Genomic DNA, 15518 nt, shown 5'->3' on the forward strand with positions numbered 1-15518 from the left:
CCGGCGGCCGGATGCCGGTGTACGGCGGCCGGATGCCTGTGTACGGCTCCGTGGTTCCGGTGGGGTCAGTGCTTCTCCAGGACGGCGGCCCTGCCGACGGGCCCGCCCTCGCCGTCCTCTCGGTCCCCTCCGTCCCCCTCGCCGGACGGGGCCTCCTCCGCGGGGACGCCGTGCCCGCCCTCGCCGCGGATGCCGCGCGGCAGCGCGAAGGCGGCGAGGAGACTGGCGACCAGCACGAAGGCGCAGGTCAGGAAGGCCAGCCCGAAGCCGGAGGCCAGGGCGCTCTCGGTCAGCTCCCGCGTCGGCGCCCGTCCGGCCATCTCCTCCTCGGTACGGGAGTTGGCCACCGCCACCAGGACGGCCAGGCCGGCGGCGCCGCCGAGCGTCTCGGTCGTGGTGAGCAGCCCGGAGGACAGCCCCTGCTGGTGGGAGGGGAGGTCGGAGGTCGCCGCGGTCGTCACCGAGGTCATCACCATGCCCACGCCGAAGCCGAACAGCAGGCTCGGGCCGAGCAGGTCCGCGGCGAACGCGGCGTTCTCGTCGGCGCGAGAGAACCACAGCAGGCCGGCGACGGCCAGCGACAGGCCGGTCAGCAGCACGGGCCGGGGGCCGATGCGGCCCACCAGGACGGAGATGCCGCCGGCGCCGACGAACACGCTGAGCGACAGGGGCAGGTAGGCGACGCCCGTCTCCAGCGGCGTGTAGCCGAGGACCATCTGGAACAGCAGGGTGAGGAAGTAGAAGGTGCCGGCGAGCGCGGCGCCGACGCCCAGCATCACCAGGTTCGCCAGTGACAGGGAGCGGTGACGGAACACCCCCAGGGGGATCAGCGGCTGCCGTGCGATCCTCGCCTGGTCGTACAGGAAGAAGGCGATCAGTGCCGCGGAGAGGCCCAGGACGGTGACGATCCGCGCCGATCCCCAACCGTAGCTCTCGCCCTCTGCGATGCCGTACACCAGGGTCACCAGGCCGAACGTCACCGACAGGGCTCCCAGGACGTCCAGCTTCCGCTCACCGGGAGCGCGGGTCTCGGGCACGGACCGGGCGATCATCAGGTAGAGGGCGATGCCGACCGGCACGTTGATCAGCAGGACCCAGCGCCAGCTCGTCCACTCGGTGATGATGCCGCCGAGGATGACGCCCAGAGCGCCGCCGCCGCCGGCCACCGCGCCCCACAGGCCGAAGGCCCGGGCCCGGGCCTCCGGCTCGGTGAAGGTCGTGCCCAGCACGGTCAGGGTCGCCGGGGCCATGATCGCGGCGCCCAGCCCCTGGAGAGCGCGGGCCAGGATCAGGGTGGTGGCGTCGTAGGAGAGACCGCCGGCCAGGCTGGCCGCGGTGAACAGGACGACGCCGACCAGGAAGAGCCTGCGCCGTCCGAACAGGTCGGCCATCCGGCCCGCCAGGAGCAGGAACCCGGCCGTCGGGATCATGAAGGCGTTGATCACCCACTGCAGCGAGTGCTGGTCGAATTCGAGGGCCTCGCTGATGACCGGGAGCGCGACGTTCAGGATCGAGGCGTCCAGCATCACCATGAGCTGGCCCAGGCAACACGCCGTCAGGATCATTCCCGTACGCAGCGGAACCGGCTCGCCGGACGGCCCGTCCTGCGCCGTTCGAAAACTCATGGTGGCTTCCCCTTCGTCATGTCGGCGGCCAAATGCTCCCGAAAGCTCCTGGACTGCCGCTGGAGGCCGGCTCGACCTGCTCCGTCAAGCGGGACTTGAGGGGGAGGCGGGTTAATCGCACGGGTACGGACACGCCGAGCAGAGGAGATATCCGTGCGTTGGGAGAGCCTGTACGTGGCGGGCCTGGCGGCCCACCTTCCACGGCGGGTGGAGACCGCCGCGAAAGCCGTGGCCGAGGGCCGCTACGACGAGCGGGAGTGCGCGGCCAACGGGATCAGGCAGGTCAGGGTCTCGGACGACGGCGAGACGGGCCCGGTGATGGCCGCCGCGGCCGGCCGGGAGGCGGTGCGGCGCTCCGGGCGCCGGCCCGGTGACTTCGGCCCGGTGTTCCACGCCTACGTCGGCCACCAGGGGCAGGACCTGTGGACCCCGGCCAGCTACGTGCGCGGCGAGACCGTCGGCGGCCACGGCCTGGCCCTGGAGGTGCGCCAGGGGTCGAACGGCGGGCTGGCCTCGGTCGAGCTGGCCGCCGCCCACCTGGCCGTCCACCCGGACACCGATGCGCTGGTCACCACCGGCGACGCCTTCCGGCTGCCGTACTTCGACCGCTGGACGTCGGACCGGCAGCAGCCGCACGGGGACGGGGCCGGGGCTCTCGTGCTCTCCTCCCGCGGCGGATTCGCCCGGCTCCGGGCGACCGCGTCCTACGGCGACCCGTCCCTGGAGGTCCTCTACCGCGGCGGGCGGTGGACCGACGCTCCCTTCGAGGACGGCAAGCCGCTGCGGTTGGGGGAGCGCCAGGAGGAGTACCTCATGCGGGAGGAGGACGCGTTCGACAGGGTCGGGCAGCGCATCGCCGAGGGGTCCCGGAAAGTGCTCGCGACAGCCCTGGACGACGCGGGGATCGAACTCTCCGACGCACGCTTCTTCGTCCACCCCAACATCGCGGAGTCGGTCGTCGAGTACTCCTTCTACGAGTACGGCCTGGGGGTCGAGAGGTCCCGTACGACCTACGACTGGGGCCAGGACTTCGGGCACATGGGCGCCGGCGACGAGTTGATCGGCATGAACCACGTCGTGGAGGAGCGCGACCCCCGTCCCGGGGACTTCCTGGTGGCCATGGGAGTGGGCGCCGGATTCGTGTGGACGGTCGCGGTCCTGGAGTTCCTGGAGACACCCCGCTGGTGACCGGGTCCCGGCGGGCTGTGCCCCGCCGGGCCGGGGAGCGGAACGGGAAGCGGAGACAACGGAGAGCAGGGAGTACCAGCATGCAGACAGCACTGCGCGAGCGCTACGTCTACGACGGCAGCACGGAGGCCATGACGGTCCACACGCTGTTCGAGCCGGTGGTCACCGGAGAACTCACCCGCGGCGATCTGGTCCGGCTGGCCGCGGGAGTCGCGGGAGCGGTCCAGGTGAAGGGCTTCTTCACCCCCGAGGAGTGCCGGGCGATCGTCGAGGCCGCCGAGAACCACGAGATGGGCAGCTACAACTTCACCCCCCGGATGGCCAAGCTCGGGCCCGCCGCCTACGACTACTACAAGACCGGTTCCCTGGGCGACGCCTACTTCGCGCAGGTGGCCGAGGACACCGTGGTCCGCGCCACGCTGATGGACGGACGCGACCCGCTCGCGGCGGCCCTGGAGCGGCTCTCGCGGGCCTGGGGCGGCCCGGTCGCCCCGGCCAGGTCCGGTGGCCGCGAGCTGTTCGCCGGCATCATCCGGGAGATCAACAACGGCGCCCGTACGCACTTCGACGAGATCGCCCGCGAGTGCCCCGCCGCGCTCGACCTCCCGCCGGTGGCCCAGCTCGCCTTCAACTGCCACCTCACCGTTCCCGAGGGGGGCGGCGAGCCGGTGGTCCACCGCCGCCGGTGGCGGCCCTCCGACGAGGAGCACCGCGACGGCTACGGCTACCGGGCCGAGCTGGCGGAGGGCGAGCCGTCCGTCCGGCTCCAGCCGGAGGTGGGGGACGCCGTCCTGTTCGATCCCCGCAACTTCCACAGTGTCGGCCCCATCACGGGCGGGCGCCGCGTCACCCTGTCCTTCTTCATCGGCGTGACGGGTGACGGTTCGCTGTCCGTGTGGTCCTGACCCTTCCCCGGCCGCGCGGACCGCGCGGCCGGGACGCCGAAGGGGGCCGGCCCGGGAGTTCCGCACTCCCGGGCCGGCCCCTTTTCCCGGTCGGCCCGTCAGCAGCGGGGGGTGGTGCTCACGCGCTTGACCGAGACCTTGGCCTCCACACTCGCGAGGTAGGTGCCCGCCCCGTCGTACACCCGGGAGGTGCCGGAGCTGTCGACCGCATCGCTCTGCTGGATGGCCTTCTGGTTGACGTCCACGTAGCCCACGGTGGTGCCGTCGGACTCGTACAGCCTCTCCACGATGCGGTAGGTGAAGGTGCCGTCGCCCGTCTGGTTCCATATGCCCAGACCCTGGCCACCGCCGCCCGATCCGTCGCCGGAGGACAGGCACACCAGACCGCCCTTGTGGAAGGACAAGGTGACCTGGCCGGACCCGTCGCCGTGATTGACGGTCCCCTCCCAGGTGCCGACCGGGGTGGTGGCGGTGGCGCCGGCGGTTGCGGCCCCCGGGGCCATCATGCCGACGGTCGCTGCCAGTCCCAGGACCGACAACACGTTCCGGACCTTCCTGTTCATGCTGCTCCCCGTTCTCTCTTTTCGGCGGCGCCGGTTCTCTCCCGGCACCTGTTTCACATGGGGGTCGGCCGCGGCGGGAGCCGCGGTGTGGGGCATTGGTGTCCTGCGCCGTCCCTCAGCGCAGGGCGCGGCGGAACGTGCGCAGTTCGGCGGCCAGGACCTCGGGCCTCTCCAGGGCCGGGAAGTGGCCGCCGTCCTCCAGGTCGCGCCAGTAGCGCAGGTCGGTGAAGCGCTCGCGGGCCCATGCCCGGGGCAGCCAGGCGTCCTTGGGGAACACCGAGCACCCGGTGGGCACGTCCGTCGGGCGCATCGGCTCCTTGTCGAAGCTCTCCCAGAACAGCCGGGCCGACGAGGTGCCGGTGCCGGTGAGCCAGTACGTGGTGACGATGTCCAGCAGCCGGTCGCGCGGCACCGCCTTCTCCAGGTCGCCGTCGTGGTCGGCCCACTCCCAGAACCTGTCGACGATCCAGGCGAGCTGGGCGGCCGGCGAGTCGGCCAGCCCGTAGCCCAGGGTCTGCGGGCGTGTTCCCTGGATGGCGGCGTAGCCGGACCGGTTCTTCCCGAACCCGGCCATGCGCGCCATGGCCGCCCGGTCCCGCTCGTCCAGCTCGACCTCCCTCTCCGGCGGCCTGGCCAGGGGCATGGTGAGGTGGATGCCCGCCAGGTGCTCGGCGTCGGTGCTGCCCAGCGCGGCCGAGACCCACGATCCCCAGTCGCCGCCGTGGGCGATGTACCGGTCGTGGCCGAGGCGGGCCATCAGCTCGGCCCAGGCCTCGGCGGTGCGCTGCACCGTCCAGCCGACGGCGTCCGGACGGTCGCTGAATCCGTGGCCGGGCAGCGAGGGGCACACGACGTCGAAGGCGTCCGCCGGGTCCTCGGGGTCGGTGAGCGCGGTGATGACGTCGAGGAACTCCACGACCGAGCTGGGCCAGCCGTGGGTCAGCAGCAGCGGCGTACTCCCCGGGTGGGGGGAACGCACGTGCAGGAAGTGGATGCCCACGCCGCCGATCACGGTGCGGAACTGCGGCAGCGCGTTCAGCCGTGCCTCGGTGGCCCGCCAGTCGTACTCCTCGGCCCAGTACCGGCACAGCTCGCGCATCCGGTCCAGCGGGACCCCCTGGGACCAGTCGTCCACGGTCTCCGCGTCCGGCCAGCGAGTTCCGGCCAGTCGTCGCCTCAGGTCGTCGAGGTCCTCCTGCGGGACCTCCACCCGGTAGGGCTCGAGCACTGCGCTCACTCCTCCCACCTCCTTCCTGCCGCGGCCTTCCCGCTGCGGCCCTCTCGCGGCGTCTCGTCACGGGGAAGCTAGAAGGGGTGGCTACAGCCCCGGTCGAGTCGCCCAGGACGGCAGCAGCCGCGCGATCTCGTCCTCGGACAGTCCGGTTTCGGCCAGGACCTCCCGGGTGTGCTCCCCGCAGCACGGCGCCGGGCCCGGCGGGCGGGCCTCCGTCCGGCCGAACCGGGGCGCGGGCGCGGCCTGGAGCAGCCCGCCGTCCGCGCGGTACGTGCCCCGCTCCCGGTTGTGGGGGTGCCCGGCCGCCTCCGCCAGGCTCAGCACGGGGGTCACACACGCCTCGGTGCCGTCGAAGACCTCCGTCCACTCCTCCCGCGTCCTGGTCGCGAAGCGGCGTGCGAACTCCCTCCGCAGCACGGGCCAGTTGCCCGGGTCCCCGCGGTCGGGAAGGTCCTGCTGATCCAGTCCGAGCCCTGCCAGGAAAGCCAGGTAGAAACGCTCCTCCAGGGCTCCGACCGCCATGTGGCCGCCGCCGGCGCACGCGTACACGTCGTAGAAGGGGGCGCCCGTGTCGAGCAGGTTGCCGCCCCGCTCCGGACGCCACTGCCCGGCGCCGGCCATCGCGGCCAGCATGCCGAGCAGCGAGGCGGTGCCGTCCACGATGGCGGCGTCCACGACCTGGCCGAGCCCGGACCGCTGCCGCTCGTACAGTGCGGCCAGGACGCCCACCGCCAGCGGCAGTCCGCCGCCGGCGAAGTCGCCGAGGAGGTTCAGGGGCGGTACGGGCGGGCCGCCGGCCCGCCCGACGGCGTGCAGCGCGCCGGTCAGCGCGATGTAGTTGATGTCGTGCCCGGGGGCGGAGGCCAGCGGACCGGTCTGCCCCCAGCCGGTCATCCTGGCGTACACCAGGCGCGGATTGCGGGCGCGGCACTCCTCCGGCCCGACGCCCAGCCGCTCGGCGACCCCCGGGCGGAAACCCTCCACCAGGACGTCGGACCGCTCCACGAGCCGCAGCAGCGCCTCGACGGCCGAGGGGTCCTTCAGGTCCAGGGCCACCGAGCGGCGGCCCCGGTCGAGCACTCTGTGCCAGCTCCCGAACGAGCGGGTGCCGTCGGGCCGGTCGACCCGGACCACCTCGGCTCCCAGGTCGGCCAGCATCATGCAGGCGAAGGGCGCGGGGCCGATGGCGGCCAGTTCCAGGACCCGCAGCCCGCTCAGCGGTCCGCCGCCGGTTTCCGTCGTCATGGCCGGGACGCTAGGAACCGTTTCTGCAGCAATCCTTGAGCCGGCCTCGCACCCCCGCCGCGGCGAGCACGGCGCGCGGAGACCGTCCGCCGGAATTCGACCTGTGCCCTAGCCGCCGTTCCTAGCCTCGGCCCACCCGTCTTCACGCCGCCGCCCGTCACCGCGACGGGACAGCGAGAAGGCCGTCAGCCAGCTGATCAGCAGGAGGAACACGGATGACCACCAGCGCGATCGAAACCGGCGGCGAAGCCGAGACCAAGACCTTCCCGTACCAGCGCGCCTGCCCCTTCAGCCCGCCGCCCGAGTACGCCGAGATGACCCAGGAGGACGTCTCCCAGGTCACTCTGACGGGCTCCGGCCTGCGCATCTGGACGGTCACCGGCTACCACACCATTCGCCAGCTGCTGACCGATCCCAGGGTCAGCGCCTCGCGCAAGCACGCGAACTTCCCCTTCTACTTCATCGCCCCGCCCGAGTTCCGCACCGAGACGTCGTTCATCGGCTACGACGGCCAGGACCACGTCAACACCCGCCGCAAGGCCGCCCTCACCTTCACCAACCGGCAGGTGCAGAAGCTGCGTCCGCGGATCGAGGAGATCGTCGACGAGCACATCGACAAGATGCTCGCGATGTCCCCGCCCGTCGACATGCACCGGGTGTTCTCGCTGGCCGTGCCGATGACCGTCATCTGCGAACTCCTGGGCATCCCGCAGGACAAGCACGACTTCTTCATCAAGCACGGCACCGCCCTGCTGGGCGGCCACAGCACGGCCGAGGAGCGCAAGGCGGCCATCGTCGAGGTCAACGCCTATGTCCACGACCTCATCCAGCTCAAGAAGCGCGAGCCGGGTCAGGACCTGCTCAGCAGGGCGATGGCCGACTACGCCTCCTCGGGCGAGGAGTACACCGACCGCGACCTGTTCAACATGGTCCGGCTGCTGATGAACGGCGGCCACGAGACGACCGCGAGCCAGATATCCCTGGGCACCGCGTGCCTCCTGGAGAACCCGGACCAGCTCGAGCAGCTCAAGGCCGACCCGGCCCTGGTCAAGCCCGCCGTCGAAGAACTGATCCGGATCGCCACCATCGGCGACACCGCCGTTCCCCGCGTCGCCATGGAGGACATCGAGATCGGCGGCAAGGTCATCCGCAAGGGCGACGGCATCCTCTGCCTGGGCATGGCGGCCAACCGGGACCCGGAGGTCTTCCCGGAGCCCGACAAGGTCATCCTCAGCCGCGGCAGCCGCAAGCACATGGGGTTCGGCCACGGCGTGCACCACTGCATCGGTGCGGACCTGGCCCGCCTGGAGCTGGAGATCGTGTGGAGCAAGCTGTTCCGCCGCATCCCGACGCTCCGGCTGGCCAAGCCCTTCCTGGAGATCCCCCGCAAGGAGGGCGCGGTCATCTACGGCCTGTGGGAGCTGCCGGTCACCTGGTGACCCGCGGCGGTCCCGTCCCGTCAGCGACAGTCCGACGACTCCGAGGAGAGCGCCATGGCCAAGATCACCTACAAACACCCCGACGGCACCGAAACCGTGGTCGACGTCCCGTCCCCGAACACGGTGATGCGCGGGGCGAAGACGAACAACATCGCCGGCATCGAGGCCCAGTGCGGCGGGTCGGCCCAGTGCGGCACCTGCCACGTCTACATCGACGAGGCCAACACCCTGCCGCTGCCGCCGATGCACGAATCCGAGGACGACGTGCTGTACGGGACGGCGTGCCCCCGCCGTCCCAACAGCCGGCTGAGCTGCCAGCTGCCGGTCACCGACGAGATCGACGGCTTGGTGGTGCACCTGCCGGAGGCTCAGTCCTGATGGCCGCGCCGTCCGTCGTCATCGTCGGAGCGGGACAGGCCGGCGCGGACACGGCCGCGGCTCTGCGGAGCCGCGGCTTCTCCGGCCGCATCGCCCTGGTGGGTGAGGAGGAGGCACTCCCCTACCGGCGCCCTCCCCTGTCCAAGGGCTACCTCGGCGGCACCGCGGAGGCCGGGGACCTGGAGTTGCTGCCCCTCTCCTCCTACGGGGACCAGGGGATCGACCTGGTGCTCGGCGACCGTGCCGTGCGGATCGATCCCGAGGAGCGGTCCGTCGTGCTGGACTCGGGCTCCCGGCTGTCCTACGACCGGCTCGTCCTGGCCACCGGCGCCCGCCCCCGCCGGCTCCCGGTGCCCGGCGCCGGCCTGGCCGGAGTCATGACCCTGCGCGGCCTGGCCGACGCCGCCGCCCTGCGGGAGGCCCTGCGGGAGGGAGGGCACCTGCTGGTCGTCGGCGGCGGCTTCGTCGGACTCGAACTGGCCGCCACCGCGCGCAAGCTGGGACTGGACGCCACGGTTGTCGAGGTGGGGCCGCGGCTGATGGCCCGCGCCCTGAGTCCCGGGATGTCGGACCACCTGCGCGCGGAGCACGTCCGGCAGGGCGTCCGGATCCTCCTCCGCCGCGAGGTGGCGGCCCTCCACGGCGACGCCTCCGGGCACGTGCGGGTGGCGGAGCTGGACGGCGGGGAGCGCGTTCCGGCAGACCTGGTGGTGTTCGGTGTCGGGGTGCGGCCCAACGTCGAGCTCGCCGCCGCGGCCGGCCTGGAGGTCGGCGGCGGGATCCTCGTCGACCGGTGGCTGCGCACCAGCGACCCGGCGATCCACGCGATCGGGGACTGCGCCCGCTTCCCCAGTGCGCGCTACGGCCGGCAACTGCGGCTGGAATCGGTGCAGAACGCGTCCGACCAGGCCCGCTGCGCGGCCGCGGCGATCTGCGGGGACCCCGAGCCGTACGAGGCCGTTCCGTGGTTCTGGACGGAGCAGTACGCGCTCAGGCTGCAGATCGCGGGAATCACCGGCGGTCACGACCTCGCGGTGACCGTGGGGGATCCCGGCGGGGGCCGCTTCTCGGTGCTGTGCTTCCGTGAGGGGAGGCTGCTGGGCGCCGAGTCGGTCAACCGGCCGGCGGACCACATGATCGTCCGCCGTCTCCTCTCGGCGGAGGGCGTCCCTTCCCTCTCCCCCGAGGAGGCGGCACGGCCCGGCTTCGACCTGAAGGAGTACCGGAGCAGGCAGGAACAGCCCGTCTGAGGCCGCCGGGCGGCCCGCCGGAACGCGGAGGGGCCGGGATCCGATCGGATCCCGGCCCCTCCGCGTTCCGCCCGCGCCTACGCCTCCGCCGGGCCGAGCAGCGCCGTCGCGAAGCTGCCGCGCGCCGAGGTGTCGTACTGCAGCGCCACGTGGCTCGCCGCCACGGTCACGTCCCGCCAGAAGCGCTGGAGGGGCTGCGCCGGCGCCAGGCCGCCGGTTCCGGCCCCGTGGACCAGCAGGTCCGCGGCCTCGGTGAGGAGTTCGGCGGCAGTGGCGGCGTTCCGCTCGCTGTGCGCCAGCACCTCCCGGGTGAAGGCGTTCCCGTCGGCGACGGCGGCGTTCCGCTCGACGAGGAGTCTGGCGGCGTCGATCCGTCCGGAGGCGCGGACCAGTCTCGTCTCCGCCGTCGGTGTGCGCCGCCTGCCGGTCAGCGTGGCGGCGAAGGCGTCCAGCGCCCCGGTCGCGGCGCCCGCCGCCGGGGCGACGAAGGCCAGCCCCGCGGCGGCCGGCAGCGGAACGTTGTGAACGGCCCCGGTGGAGTGGGCGTTGCGCCCGGAGAGCACCTCCGCGCGGTCGAAGGACAGGTGCGCGGGCACCGGGACGTCCTCGACCACCACGGTGTGGCTGCCGGTGGCGCGCATGCCGATGCTGTCCCAGGTGGGGTGCACCGTGCACGCCTCCCTGCGCACCGCGAAGAAGCGCATCGCGGGCGGCCCCCCGGCGGCGGGCACCGCCCCGCACAGCAGGACCCAGTCGGCGTGCTCGACGCCGCTGACGTAGCCCCAGCTGCCGCTCAGCCGCCAGCCGCCCTCCACGGCCACGGCCCGGCCCATGGGGGGCAGTCCGGCGGCGACGACCGCGTCGGGACCGTCCCCCCAGACCTCCAGCTGGCCCTCCCGCGGGAGGTGGGCGGCGAGCCGCGCCGAGTGGGCGGTGAGCGAGGCGATCCAGGCGGTGGCCGGGCATCCCCGGCCGACCGTGAGGACGGCCCGGGTCAGCTCGCCGAACGACCCCTCGGTCCCGCCCCACACGGCGGGCACGAAGTGGCGGGCGAACCCGTGCGAGCGCACCGCGGCGACGACCTCGGGCGCGAGTCCGCCCCTGCGGTCCGCCTCGGCCGCGTGCCCGGCCGCGAGTTCGCGCAGTTCCTCCGCTCCCGCCGCCACCCCGGCGGTGGTGCGGGTCCCGGTCCCGGCGGTCACCGCTCGACGGCCTTCGCGAACAGCTCGAGCGTCTCACCCGGGCTGGGGCCGTCCAGCGCACGGTGGATCGCCTGCGCGTCCGGGCCGTGCTTGTGCAGCTTCACATGGGCCAGCTCGACCCTGGTGGAGGTCCCGTCGACGGGGGTGATCGTCACCTCGATCTCACTGGCGCGCTCGTCGTCGGGAATGGACCGCCAGCGGCCGTCGATCCGCCAGGTCATGGAGAGCCGGTAGGGGGGCTCCCAGGTGAGGACGCGACCCCAGTCGATCTCGTTCCCCTCGGCGTCCCACTCGTAGTAGCGCCCGCCCACGCCCGGCTCGAAGGCGAGCCCGACGCGCTCGTTCTCCAGCAGGACGTGCGTGGGCGGCCACCAGTCCGCGGGCCGCTCGGTGAAGACCTTGAAGCAGTGCTCGGGCGTGGCCGCCACCGTCACCGACTTCCGTACGTCCGGGACTGACTGCTCGGGCTGCTCGGGCATGAGGCCTCCTCGCTGCGTGTCTTGCTCACATCGGACGTCCATCACCGTCGCGGCCCGGCCTCGACAAGATGTCGAGCCCGGCTCGAAGTGCCGTGCGGGGACGCCGGAGTCGCGGGACGGATTCGAGGGGGAATCGAGATCCCCGCAAGGAGCAGCGGTCACGGTCGTCGGCACCCAAGCCCCTCACGGAGACGGGAGAGCACGATGACAGACGCGGAACGACGGGTCGCCTTCGTCACCGGCGCCACCAGCGGTATCGGCCTGGCCGTGACCGAGCTGCTGGCCCGGCAGGGCGTGGCGGTATTCGGCGTGGCACGCTCCGAGGAGAGCGTGAAGGCCCTGGTGAAGCGGCTCCGCGCGGAGGGCGCGGAGGTGTCCGGCACGGTGTGCGACGTCTCCTCGACCGAGCAGGTGCGCGAGGCCGTGGCGGCGGCGGTGCGGGAGTACGGCCGCATCGACATCCTGGTCAACAACGCCGGCCGGGGCGGCGGCGGGGTCACCGCCGAGATCGACGACGCCCTCTGGCTCGACGTGATCGACACCAACCTCAACGGCACCTTCCGCGTCACCCGCGAGGTCCTCGCGAGCGGACGGATGCGGGAGAACGGCTGGGGCCGGATCGTCAACATCGCCTCCACCGGCGGCAAGCAGGGAGTGGAGCTCGCCGCGCCGTACTCCGCCTCCAAGCACGGCGTCGTGGGCTTCACCAAGGCCGTGGGCAAGGAGCTGGCCAGGAGCGGCATCACCGTGAACGCCGTCTGCCCCGGCTACGTCGAGACCCCCATGGCCCAGCGCGTCCGCCAGGGCTACGCGGGCCACTGGGGCGTGACGGAGGAGGAGGTCCTGGAGAAGTTCCAGGCCAAGATCCCGCTGGGCCGCTACTCGACGCCCGAGGAGGTCGCCGGTCTGGTCGGCTACCTCGTCTCCGACACCGCCGCGTCCATCACCGCGCAGGCGCTCAACGTCTGCGGCGGCCTCGGCAACTACTGACCCGGCCGCCGCAGCCCATCCGCCGACCAGCCAACGACAGCGCGCACCGGACACCGGGCGCAGAGACGGAGCCGGGAGACCATGACGAACACGGGCACCACACTGCTTGCCGAGCCCGACGCCGACTCCTTCCGCACGGCGATGGGGTGCCTCCCCACCGGCGTCGCGTTGCTGACGCAGGGCAGCGGGGACACCGCGTCCGTGATGACCCTCAACAGCCTGACGTCGGTGTCCCTCGACCCCCTGCTGCTGCTCGTCTCCGTCGGGAAGGACGGCAGGATGCGGTCGCTGGTGCCCGCGGGCGGCGGTTTCGCCGTGAACGTGCTGGCCGAGGAGCACCGGGAGCTCTCCGGGGAGTTCGCCCGGGCGGACCGGCCGGCGGGCGAGGAGGCGATGCGGCGCATCGGCGCGGTCGAGGGGATCACGGGCAACGCGGTCGTCCCCTCGGCCGCGGCCTCCTTCGAGTGCCTGCTGCACGCCGAGCACGAGGCGGGCGACCACGTGCTGTTCGTCGGGCGGGTCGTGGCGGTGCGCCACTCCTCCTGCGCCCGCCCGCTGCTGTTCCACCGCGGCCGGTACACCTCGCTCGGCTGAGCCCCGGCCCCCGACACGTACGGACGGAGAACCGATGACCACGCCCACGACAACGCCTCCGAGCGCCGTCTCCCCCGCCGCCCCGCCGTCCCTGGAGGAGGTCGCCGGCGGCGTGTACGCCTTCGTCCAGCCGCCGGGCGGCTGGTGCCTGAACAACGCCGGGCTCATAACGGGCCGGCGCGGCGGCGAGGGCCCGCCCGTGCTGGTCGACACCGCCGCCACCGAGGCCCGCGCCCGGCGGCTGCGCGAGGAGGTCGAGCGGATCGTCCCGGGCGGTCCGGGCGTGGTCGTCAACACGCACTTCCACGGCGACCACACCTTCGGCAACGGCCAGTTCGCGCCGCGTGCGGTGGTCGTCGCGCACGAGGGCACCCGCGCCGACAGCGCCGAGGCGGGACACGGCCTGTGCGGGCTGTGGCCGGACGTGGAGTGGGGCGAGGTCCCGCTGGTCCTGCCGACGCTGACGTTCCGCGACGGACTCGTCCTCCACGCGGGCGGGCTGCGGGTGGAGCTGCTCCACCTGGGGCCCGCGCACACCGCGAACGACGTGGTGGCCTGGGTGCCGGAGCGCGGTGTGCTGTTCACCGGCGACCTGGTCTGGTCGGGGGTGACCCCGTTCGTGCTGATGGGTTCGGTCTCCGGCTCGCTGCGGGCCCTGGAGGAGATGCGGGCCCTCGCCCCCCGTGTGGTGGTTCCCGGCCACGGCCCGGTGGGCGGCCCGGAGCTGCTGGACCGCACCGGGGCGTACCTGCGCCGGCTGGCGCGGGTGGCCGAGGAGGGCGTGCGGGACGGCCTGACGCCGCTGGAGACGGCCCTGCGCGCCGGTCCGGGCGAGTTCGCCGGCCTGCTCGATCCGGAACGCCTGGCCGCCAACCTCCACCGGGCCTTCGCCGAGCTGCGCGGGCTGCCGCCCGGGGAGCGGATCGACGTGGCCGCCGCCTTCGGGGACATGGTCGGGTACCACGGAGGACTGCCGGACTGCCATGCCTGAACCGGCGTGCCCGGTCCGGAGGGGAGGAGAGCACGATGATCACCGATGTGCGGGAGCGTGAGCCCCTGGAGCACGACCTGTGGAACCTGTGGAGGCTGTGGAGTCTGCCGGTTCCCCTGCTGGCCGGAGAGGAGGACGACCCGTCGGAGCCGCACATCTGGCGGGGTATCGACTGACGGCCACGGTGCACCGGCACGGCGGCGCCGGCCCCCCCGGAACCGGTTCCGGGGGGGCCGGCGCCGCCGTGCCGGGCGCGGTCAGGACGCGGGGGGCGCGACGGGGGTGTCGCGGTGGATGACCCGCTCCCGGGTGAGCAGTTCGCCGTCGCGCCGCACCAGCACGTCCTCGACGGTGAAGGTCGGCTGGAAGGACACCCTGCCCTCCCGGTCCGTCTGGGTGACGAGCGTGTAGTACGACACCCGCAGGGTGTCCTCGTCGCGGGGGTCGGTCTCGATCAGGAGGTGGTCGAACCAGTGGCGGACGGCGATGTCCCGGTAGCGCGGGAGGTTCGCCCGCATGCCCGCGACCATCGCCTCACGGCCCTGCGCCCTCTCCCCGTTGGCGTGCACCACCACGCCGTCGTCGGTGAAGGTGTCCGCGAAGCCCTCGATGTCCAGGGCGTCCACGCGCCGCATCTGCCGCGCGTAGAACGTCTGCACCTCCGCGTAGAGGTCCCCGGTGACCTTGTTCCTCGTTGCCTGGACCGCCTGAGACACGGTGACTCCCTTCGGTGACGGCCTGCCGCCGGTGGCCGGCGGCACGATCGCGTCAACGGTGCCGTGCCGGGCTTCAGCCCTGCTGGAGACCGGCTCGTACGGCGTCCCGTCCCCGGGGGGAGGGCGGGGCGCCGTACGGGCGGTCGGCGGCGCAGAGCCGGGGGGCGGGGGCGTCCGCGGGCTGCCGGACCGGGCCCGGCGGCGTCCCCGCCGGCCGTCCGGCGCCGGTCAGCGTCTCGTACAGCGCCTGCGCGTCGGCCGGCAGGTCCCGCCGCCAGCCGCAGGCCACCACCGGCCACAGCAGCAGCAGCGCCCCGGACAGGTACGAGGTCACCCCCACCTCCACCCGGCAGGCGTCTCCCAGAGGCCGCAGCCGGAAGTCGAACCGCGGCACCTGCGTGCCCAGCGGCGTCCACATCCGCTGCCCGGTGAACCCCACCCGCACCGGCGGCTCGTACACCGTCCGGACCAGCCGGTGCTCGCGCCGCCGTCCGGGGAAACGGTAGCGGTACGCGTGTCCGGCGGGGGCGTCGCCGTCCGGGCGGATTGACATCACCCCCGAGTGCCAGGCGGCCAGGTTGCGTCCGTCCGCGAGGAAGGGGAACACCTCCTCGGCCGGCAGCGGCATGGACACGTGCACCTGCACCTGCGGCATCCGGCACCTCCAGCGAGCGCGAGCACGGCACCGGCCGCACGGCCGGCCAGGCGTCCGCGTCCCG

At 73.1% G+C, this 15518-nt stretch carries 17 protein-coding genes; 9 read left to right on the plus strand and 8 right to left on the minus strand.

Annotated elements, in window-relative coordinates:
* Positions 1–65: 65 nt before the first annotated feature.
* Positions 66–1625 (minus strand): MFS transporter, encoded by a 1560-nt coding sequence (locus ABD358_RS00105; protein ID WP_344628681.1) that lies wholly within the window; start codon positions 1623–1625, stop codon positions 66–68.
* 153 nt (positions 1626–1778) lie between these two features.
* Here ABD358_RS00105 and ABD358_RS00110 point away from each other — a divergent pair, with 153 nt between their 5' ends.
* Both ABD358_RS00110 and ABD358_RS00115 read left to right on the plus strand, forming a co-directional pair.
* The gene (locus ABD358_RS00110; protein ID WP_344628682.1) at positions 1779–2813 is read left to right on the plus strand and encodes a ketoacyl-ACP synthase III family protein; all 1035 of its coding nucleotides are present in this window, start codon (positions 1779–1781) and stop codon (positions 2811–2813) included.
* Between the two features lie 80 nt (positions 2814–2893).
* Entirely contained in the window at positions 2894–3718 is an 825-nt protein-coding gene (locus ABD358_RS00115) for a 2OG-Fe(II)-dependent halogenase WelO5 family protein (protein WP_344628683.1), read from the plus strand.
* A gap of 98 nt (positions 3719–3816) precedes the next feature.
* Here the strand turns inward: ABD358_RS00115 and ABD358_RS00120 are convergent, their stop codons facing one another.
* The 3 genes from ABD358_RS00120 to ABD358_RS00130 form a co-directional block, all read right to left on the minus strand.
* Positions 3817–4281: a hypothetical protein gene (locus tag ABD358_RS00120; protein WP_344628684.1), complete on the minus strand. Its 465-nt coding sequence runs from the start codon at positions 4279–4281 to the stop codon at positions 3817–3819.
* 115 nt (positions 4282–4396) lie between these two features.
* On the minus strand, positions 4397–5518 hold the full coding sequence (locus ABD358_RS00125; protein ID WP_344628685.1) for an epoxide hydrolase family protein: 1122 nt from the start codon (positions 5516–5518) through the stop codon (positions 4397–4399).
* An 81-nt stretch (positions 5519–5599) separates the two neighbouring features.
* On the minus strand, positions 5600–6760 hold the full coding sequence (locus ABD358_RS00130) for a CaiB/BaiF CoA transferase family protein (protein ID WP_344628686.1): 1161 nt from the start codon (positions 6758–6760) through the stop codon (positions 5600–5602).
* A gap of 215 nt (positions 6761–6975) precedes the next feature.
* On the opposite strand from ABD358_RS00130, the gene ABD358_RS00135 reads away from it, so the two are divergent.
* The 3 genes from ABD358_RS00135 to ABD358_RS00145 are packed head-to-tail and all read left to right on the plus strand — an operon-like array spanning position 6976 to position 9827.
* A complete protein-coding gene (locus tag ABD358_RS00135) occupies positions 6976–8199 on the plus strand; it encodes a cytochrome P450 (RefSeq protein ID WP_344628687.1) in 1224 nt (407 codons plus the stop codon).
* A 54-nt stretch (positions 8200–8253) separates the two neighbouring features.
* Complete coding sequence (locus tag ABD358_RS00140) at positions 8254–8577, plus strand: 2Fe-2S iron-sulfur cluster-binding protein (protein WP_344628688.1); 324 nt, start codon at positions 8254–8256, stop codon at positions 8575–8577.
* Positions 8577–9827 carry an NAD(P)/FAD-dependent oxidoreductase gene (locus ABD358_RS00145; RefSeq protein WP_344628689.1) on the plus strand — a complete coding sequence of 417 codons (1251 nt, stop codon included), beginning with the start codon at positions 8577–8579 and terminating at the stop codon, positions 9825–9827. Before ABD358_RS00140 ends, ABD358_RS00145 begins: the two co-directional genes overlap by 1 nt.
* A 77-nt stretch (positions 9828–9904) precedes the next feature.
* On the opposite strand, the gene ABD358_RS00150 is transcribed toward ABD358_RS00145, so the two are convergent.
* Both ABD358_RS00150 and ABD358_RS00155 read right to left on the minus strand, forming a co-directional pair.
* Positions 9905–11029, minus strand: a complete 1125-nt coding sequence (locus ABD358_RS00150; RefSeq protein ID WP_344628690.1) for an acyl-CoA dehydrogenase family protein — start codon at positions 11027–11029, stop codon at positions 9905–9907.
* The gene (locus tag ABD358_RS00155; protein ID WP_344628691.1) at positions 11026–11508 is read right to left on the minus strand and encodes an SRPBCC domain-containing protein; all 483 of its coding nucleotides are present in this window, start codon (positions 11506–11508) and stop codon (positions 11026–11028) included. Before ABD358_RS00155 ends, ABD358_RS00150 begins: the two co-directional genes overlap by 4 nt.
* 204 nt (positions 11509–11712) lie before the next feature.
* On the opposite strand from ABD358_RS00155, the gene ABD358_RS00160 reads away from it, so the two are divergent.
* The 4 genes from ABD358_RS00160 (at position 11713) to ABD358_RS00175 (ending at position 14259) form a co-directional block, all read left to right on the plus strand.
* A complete protein-coding gene (locus tag ABD358_RS00160) occupies positions 11713–12498 on the plus strand; it encodes an SDR family NAD(P)-dependent oxidoreductase (RefSeq protein ID WP_344628692.1) in 786 nt (261 codons plus the stop codon).
* Between the two features lie 81 nt (positions 12499–12579).
* The gene (locus ABD358_RS00165; protein WP_344628693.1) at positions 12580–13092 is read left to right on the plus strand and encodes a flavin reductase family protein; all 513 of its coding nucleotides are present in this window, start codon (positions 12580–12582) and stop codon (positions 13090–13092) included.
* A gap of 34 nt (positions 13093–13126) precedes the next feature.
* Positions 13127–14083, plus strand: coding sequence for an MBL fold metallo-hydrolase (locus tag ABD358_RS00170; RefSeq protein WP_344628694.1), 957 nt, complete (start codon positions 13127–13129; stop codon positions 14081–14083).
* 35 nt (positions 14084–14118) lie between these two features.
* Positions 14119–14259 (plus strand): hypothetical protein, encoded by a 141-nt coding sequence (locus ABD358_RS00175; RefSeq protein ID WP_344628695.1) that lies wholly within the window; start codon positions 14119–14121, stop codon positions 14257–14259.
* An 81-nt stretch (positions 14260–14340) separates the two neighbouring features.
* Here the strand turns inward: ABD358_RS00175 and ABD358_RS00180 are convergent, their stop codons facing one another.
* Positions 14341–14799: a nuclear transport factor 2 family protein gene (locus ABD358_RS00180; RefSeq protein ID WP_344628696.1), complete on the minus strand. Its 459-nt coding sequence runs from the start codon at positions 14797–14799 to the stop codon at positions 14341–14343.
* A gap of 73 nt (positions 14800–14872) precedes the next feature.
* Complete coding sequence (locus ABD358_RS00185; RefSeq protein WP_344628697.1) at positions 14873–15454, minus strand: SRPBCC family protein; 582 nt, start codon at positions 15452–15454, stop codon at positions 14873–14875.
* Between the last annotated feature and the right edge of the window lie 64 nt (positions 15455–15518).

The sequence above is a fragment of the Streptomyces glaucosporus genome, from assembly GCF_039533345.1.
GTDB lineage: Bacteria > Actinomycetota > Actinomycetes > Streptomycetales > Streptomycetaceae > Streptomyces > Streptomyces glaucosporus.

Coding starts and splice junctions, on each gene's coding strand:
- ABD358_RS00135 (WP_344628687.1), top strand. CDS start 6,976: ATGACCACCAGCGCGATCGAAACCGGCGGCGAAGCCGAGACCAAGACC.
- ABD358_RS00115 (WP_344628683.1), top strand. CDS start 2,894: ATGCAGACAGCACTGCGCGAGCGCTACGTCTACGACGGCAGCACGGAG.
- ABD358_RS00185 (WP_344628697.1), bottom strand. CDS start 15,454: ATGCCGCAGGTGCAGGTGCACGTGTCCATGCCGCTGCCGGCCGAGGAG.
- ABD358_RS00155 (WP_344628691.1), bottom strand. CDS start 11,508: ATGCCCGAGCAGCCCGAGCAGTCAGTCCCGGACGTACGGAAGTCGGTG.
- ABD358_RS00120 (WP_344628684.1), bottom strand. CDS start 4,281: ATGAACAGGAAGGTCCGGAACGTGTTGTCGGTCCTGGGACTGGCAGCG.
- ABD358_RS00145 (WP_344628689.1), top strand. CDS start 8,577: ATGGCCGCGCCGTCCGTCGTCATCGTCGGAGCGGGACAGGCCGGCGCG.
- ABD358_RS00160 (WP_344628692.1), top strand. CDS start 11,713: ATGACAGACGCGGAACGACGGGTCGCCTTCGTCACCGGCGCCACCAGC.
- ABD358_RS00170 (WP_344628694.1), top strand. CDS start 13,127: ATGACCACGCCCACGACAACGCCTCCGAGCGCCGTCTCCCCCGCCGCC.
- ABD358_RS00140 (WP_344628688.1), top strand. CDS start 8,254: ATGGCCAAGATCACCTACAAACACCCCGACGGCACCGAAACCGTGGTC.
- ABD358_RS00130 (WP_344628686.1), bottom strand. CDS start 6,760: ATGACGACGGAAACCGGCGGCGGACCGCTGAGCGGGCTGCGGGTCCTG.
- ABD358_RS00175 (WP_344628695.1), top strand. CDS start 14,119: ATGATCACCGATGTGCGGGAGCGTGAGCCCCTGGAGCACGACCTGTGG.
- ABD358_RS00105 (WP_344628681.1), bottom strand. CDS start 1,625: ATGAGTTTTCGAACGGCGCAGGACGGGCCGTCCGGCGAGCCGGTTCCG.
- ABD358_RS00165 (WP_344628693.1), top strand. CDS start 12,580: ATGACGAACACGGGCACCACACTGCTTGCCGAGCCCGACGCCGACTCC.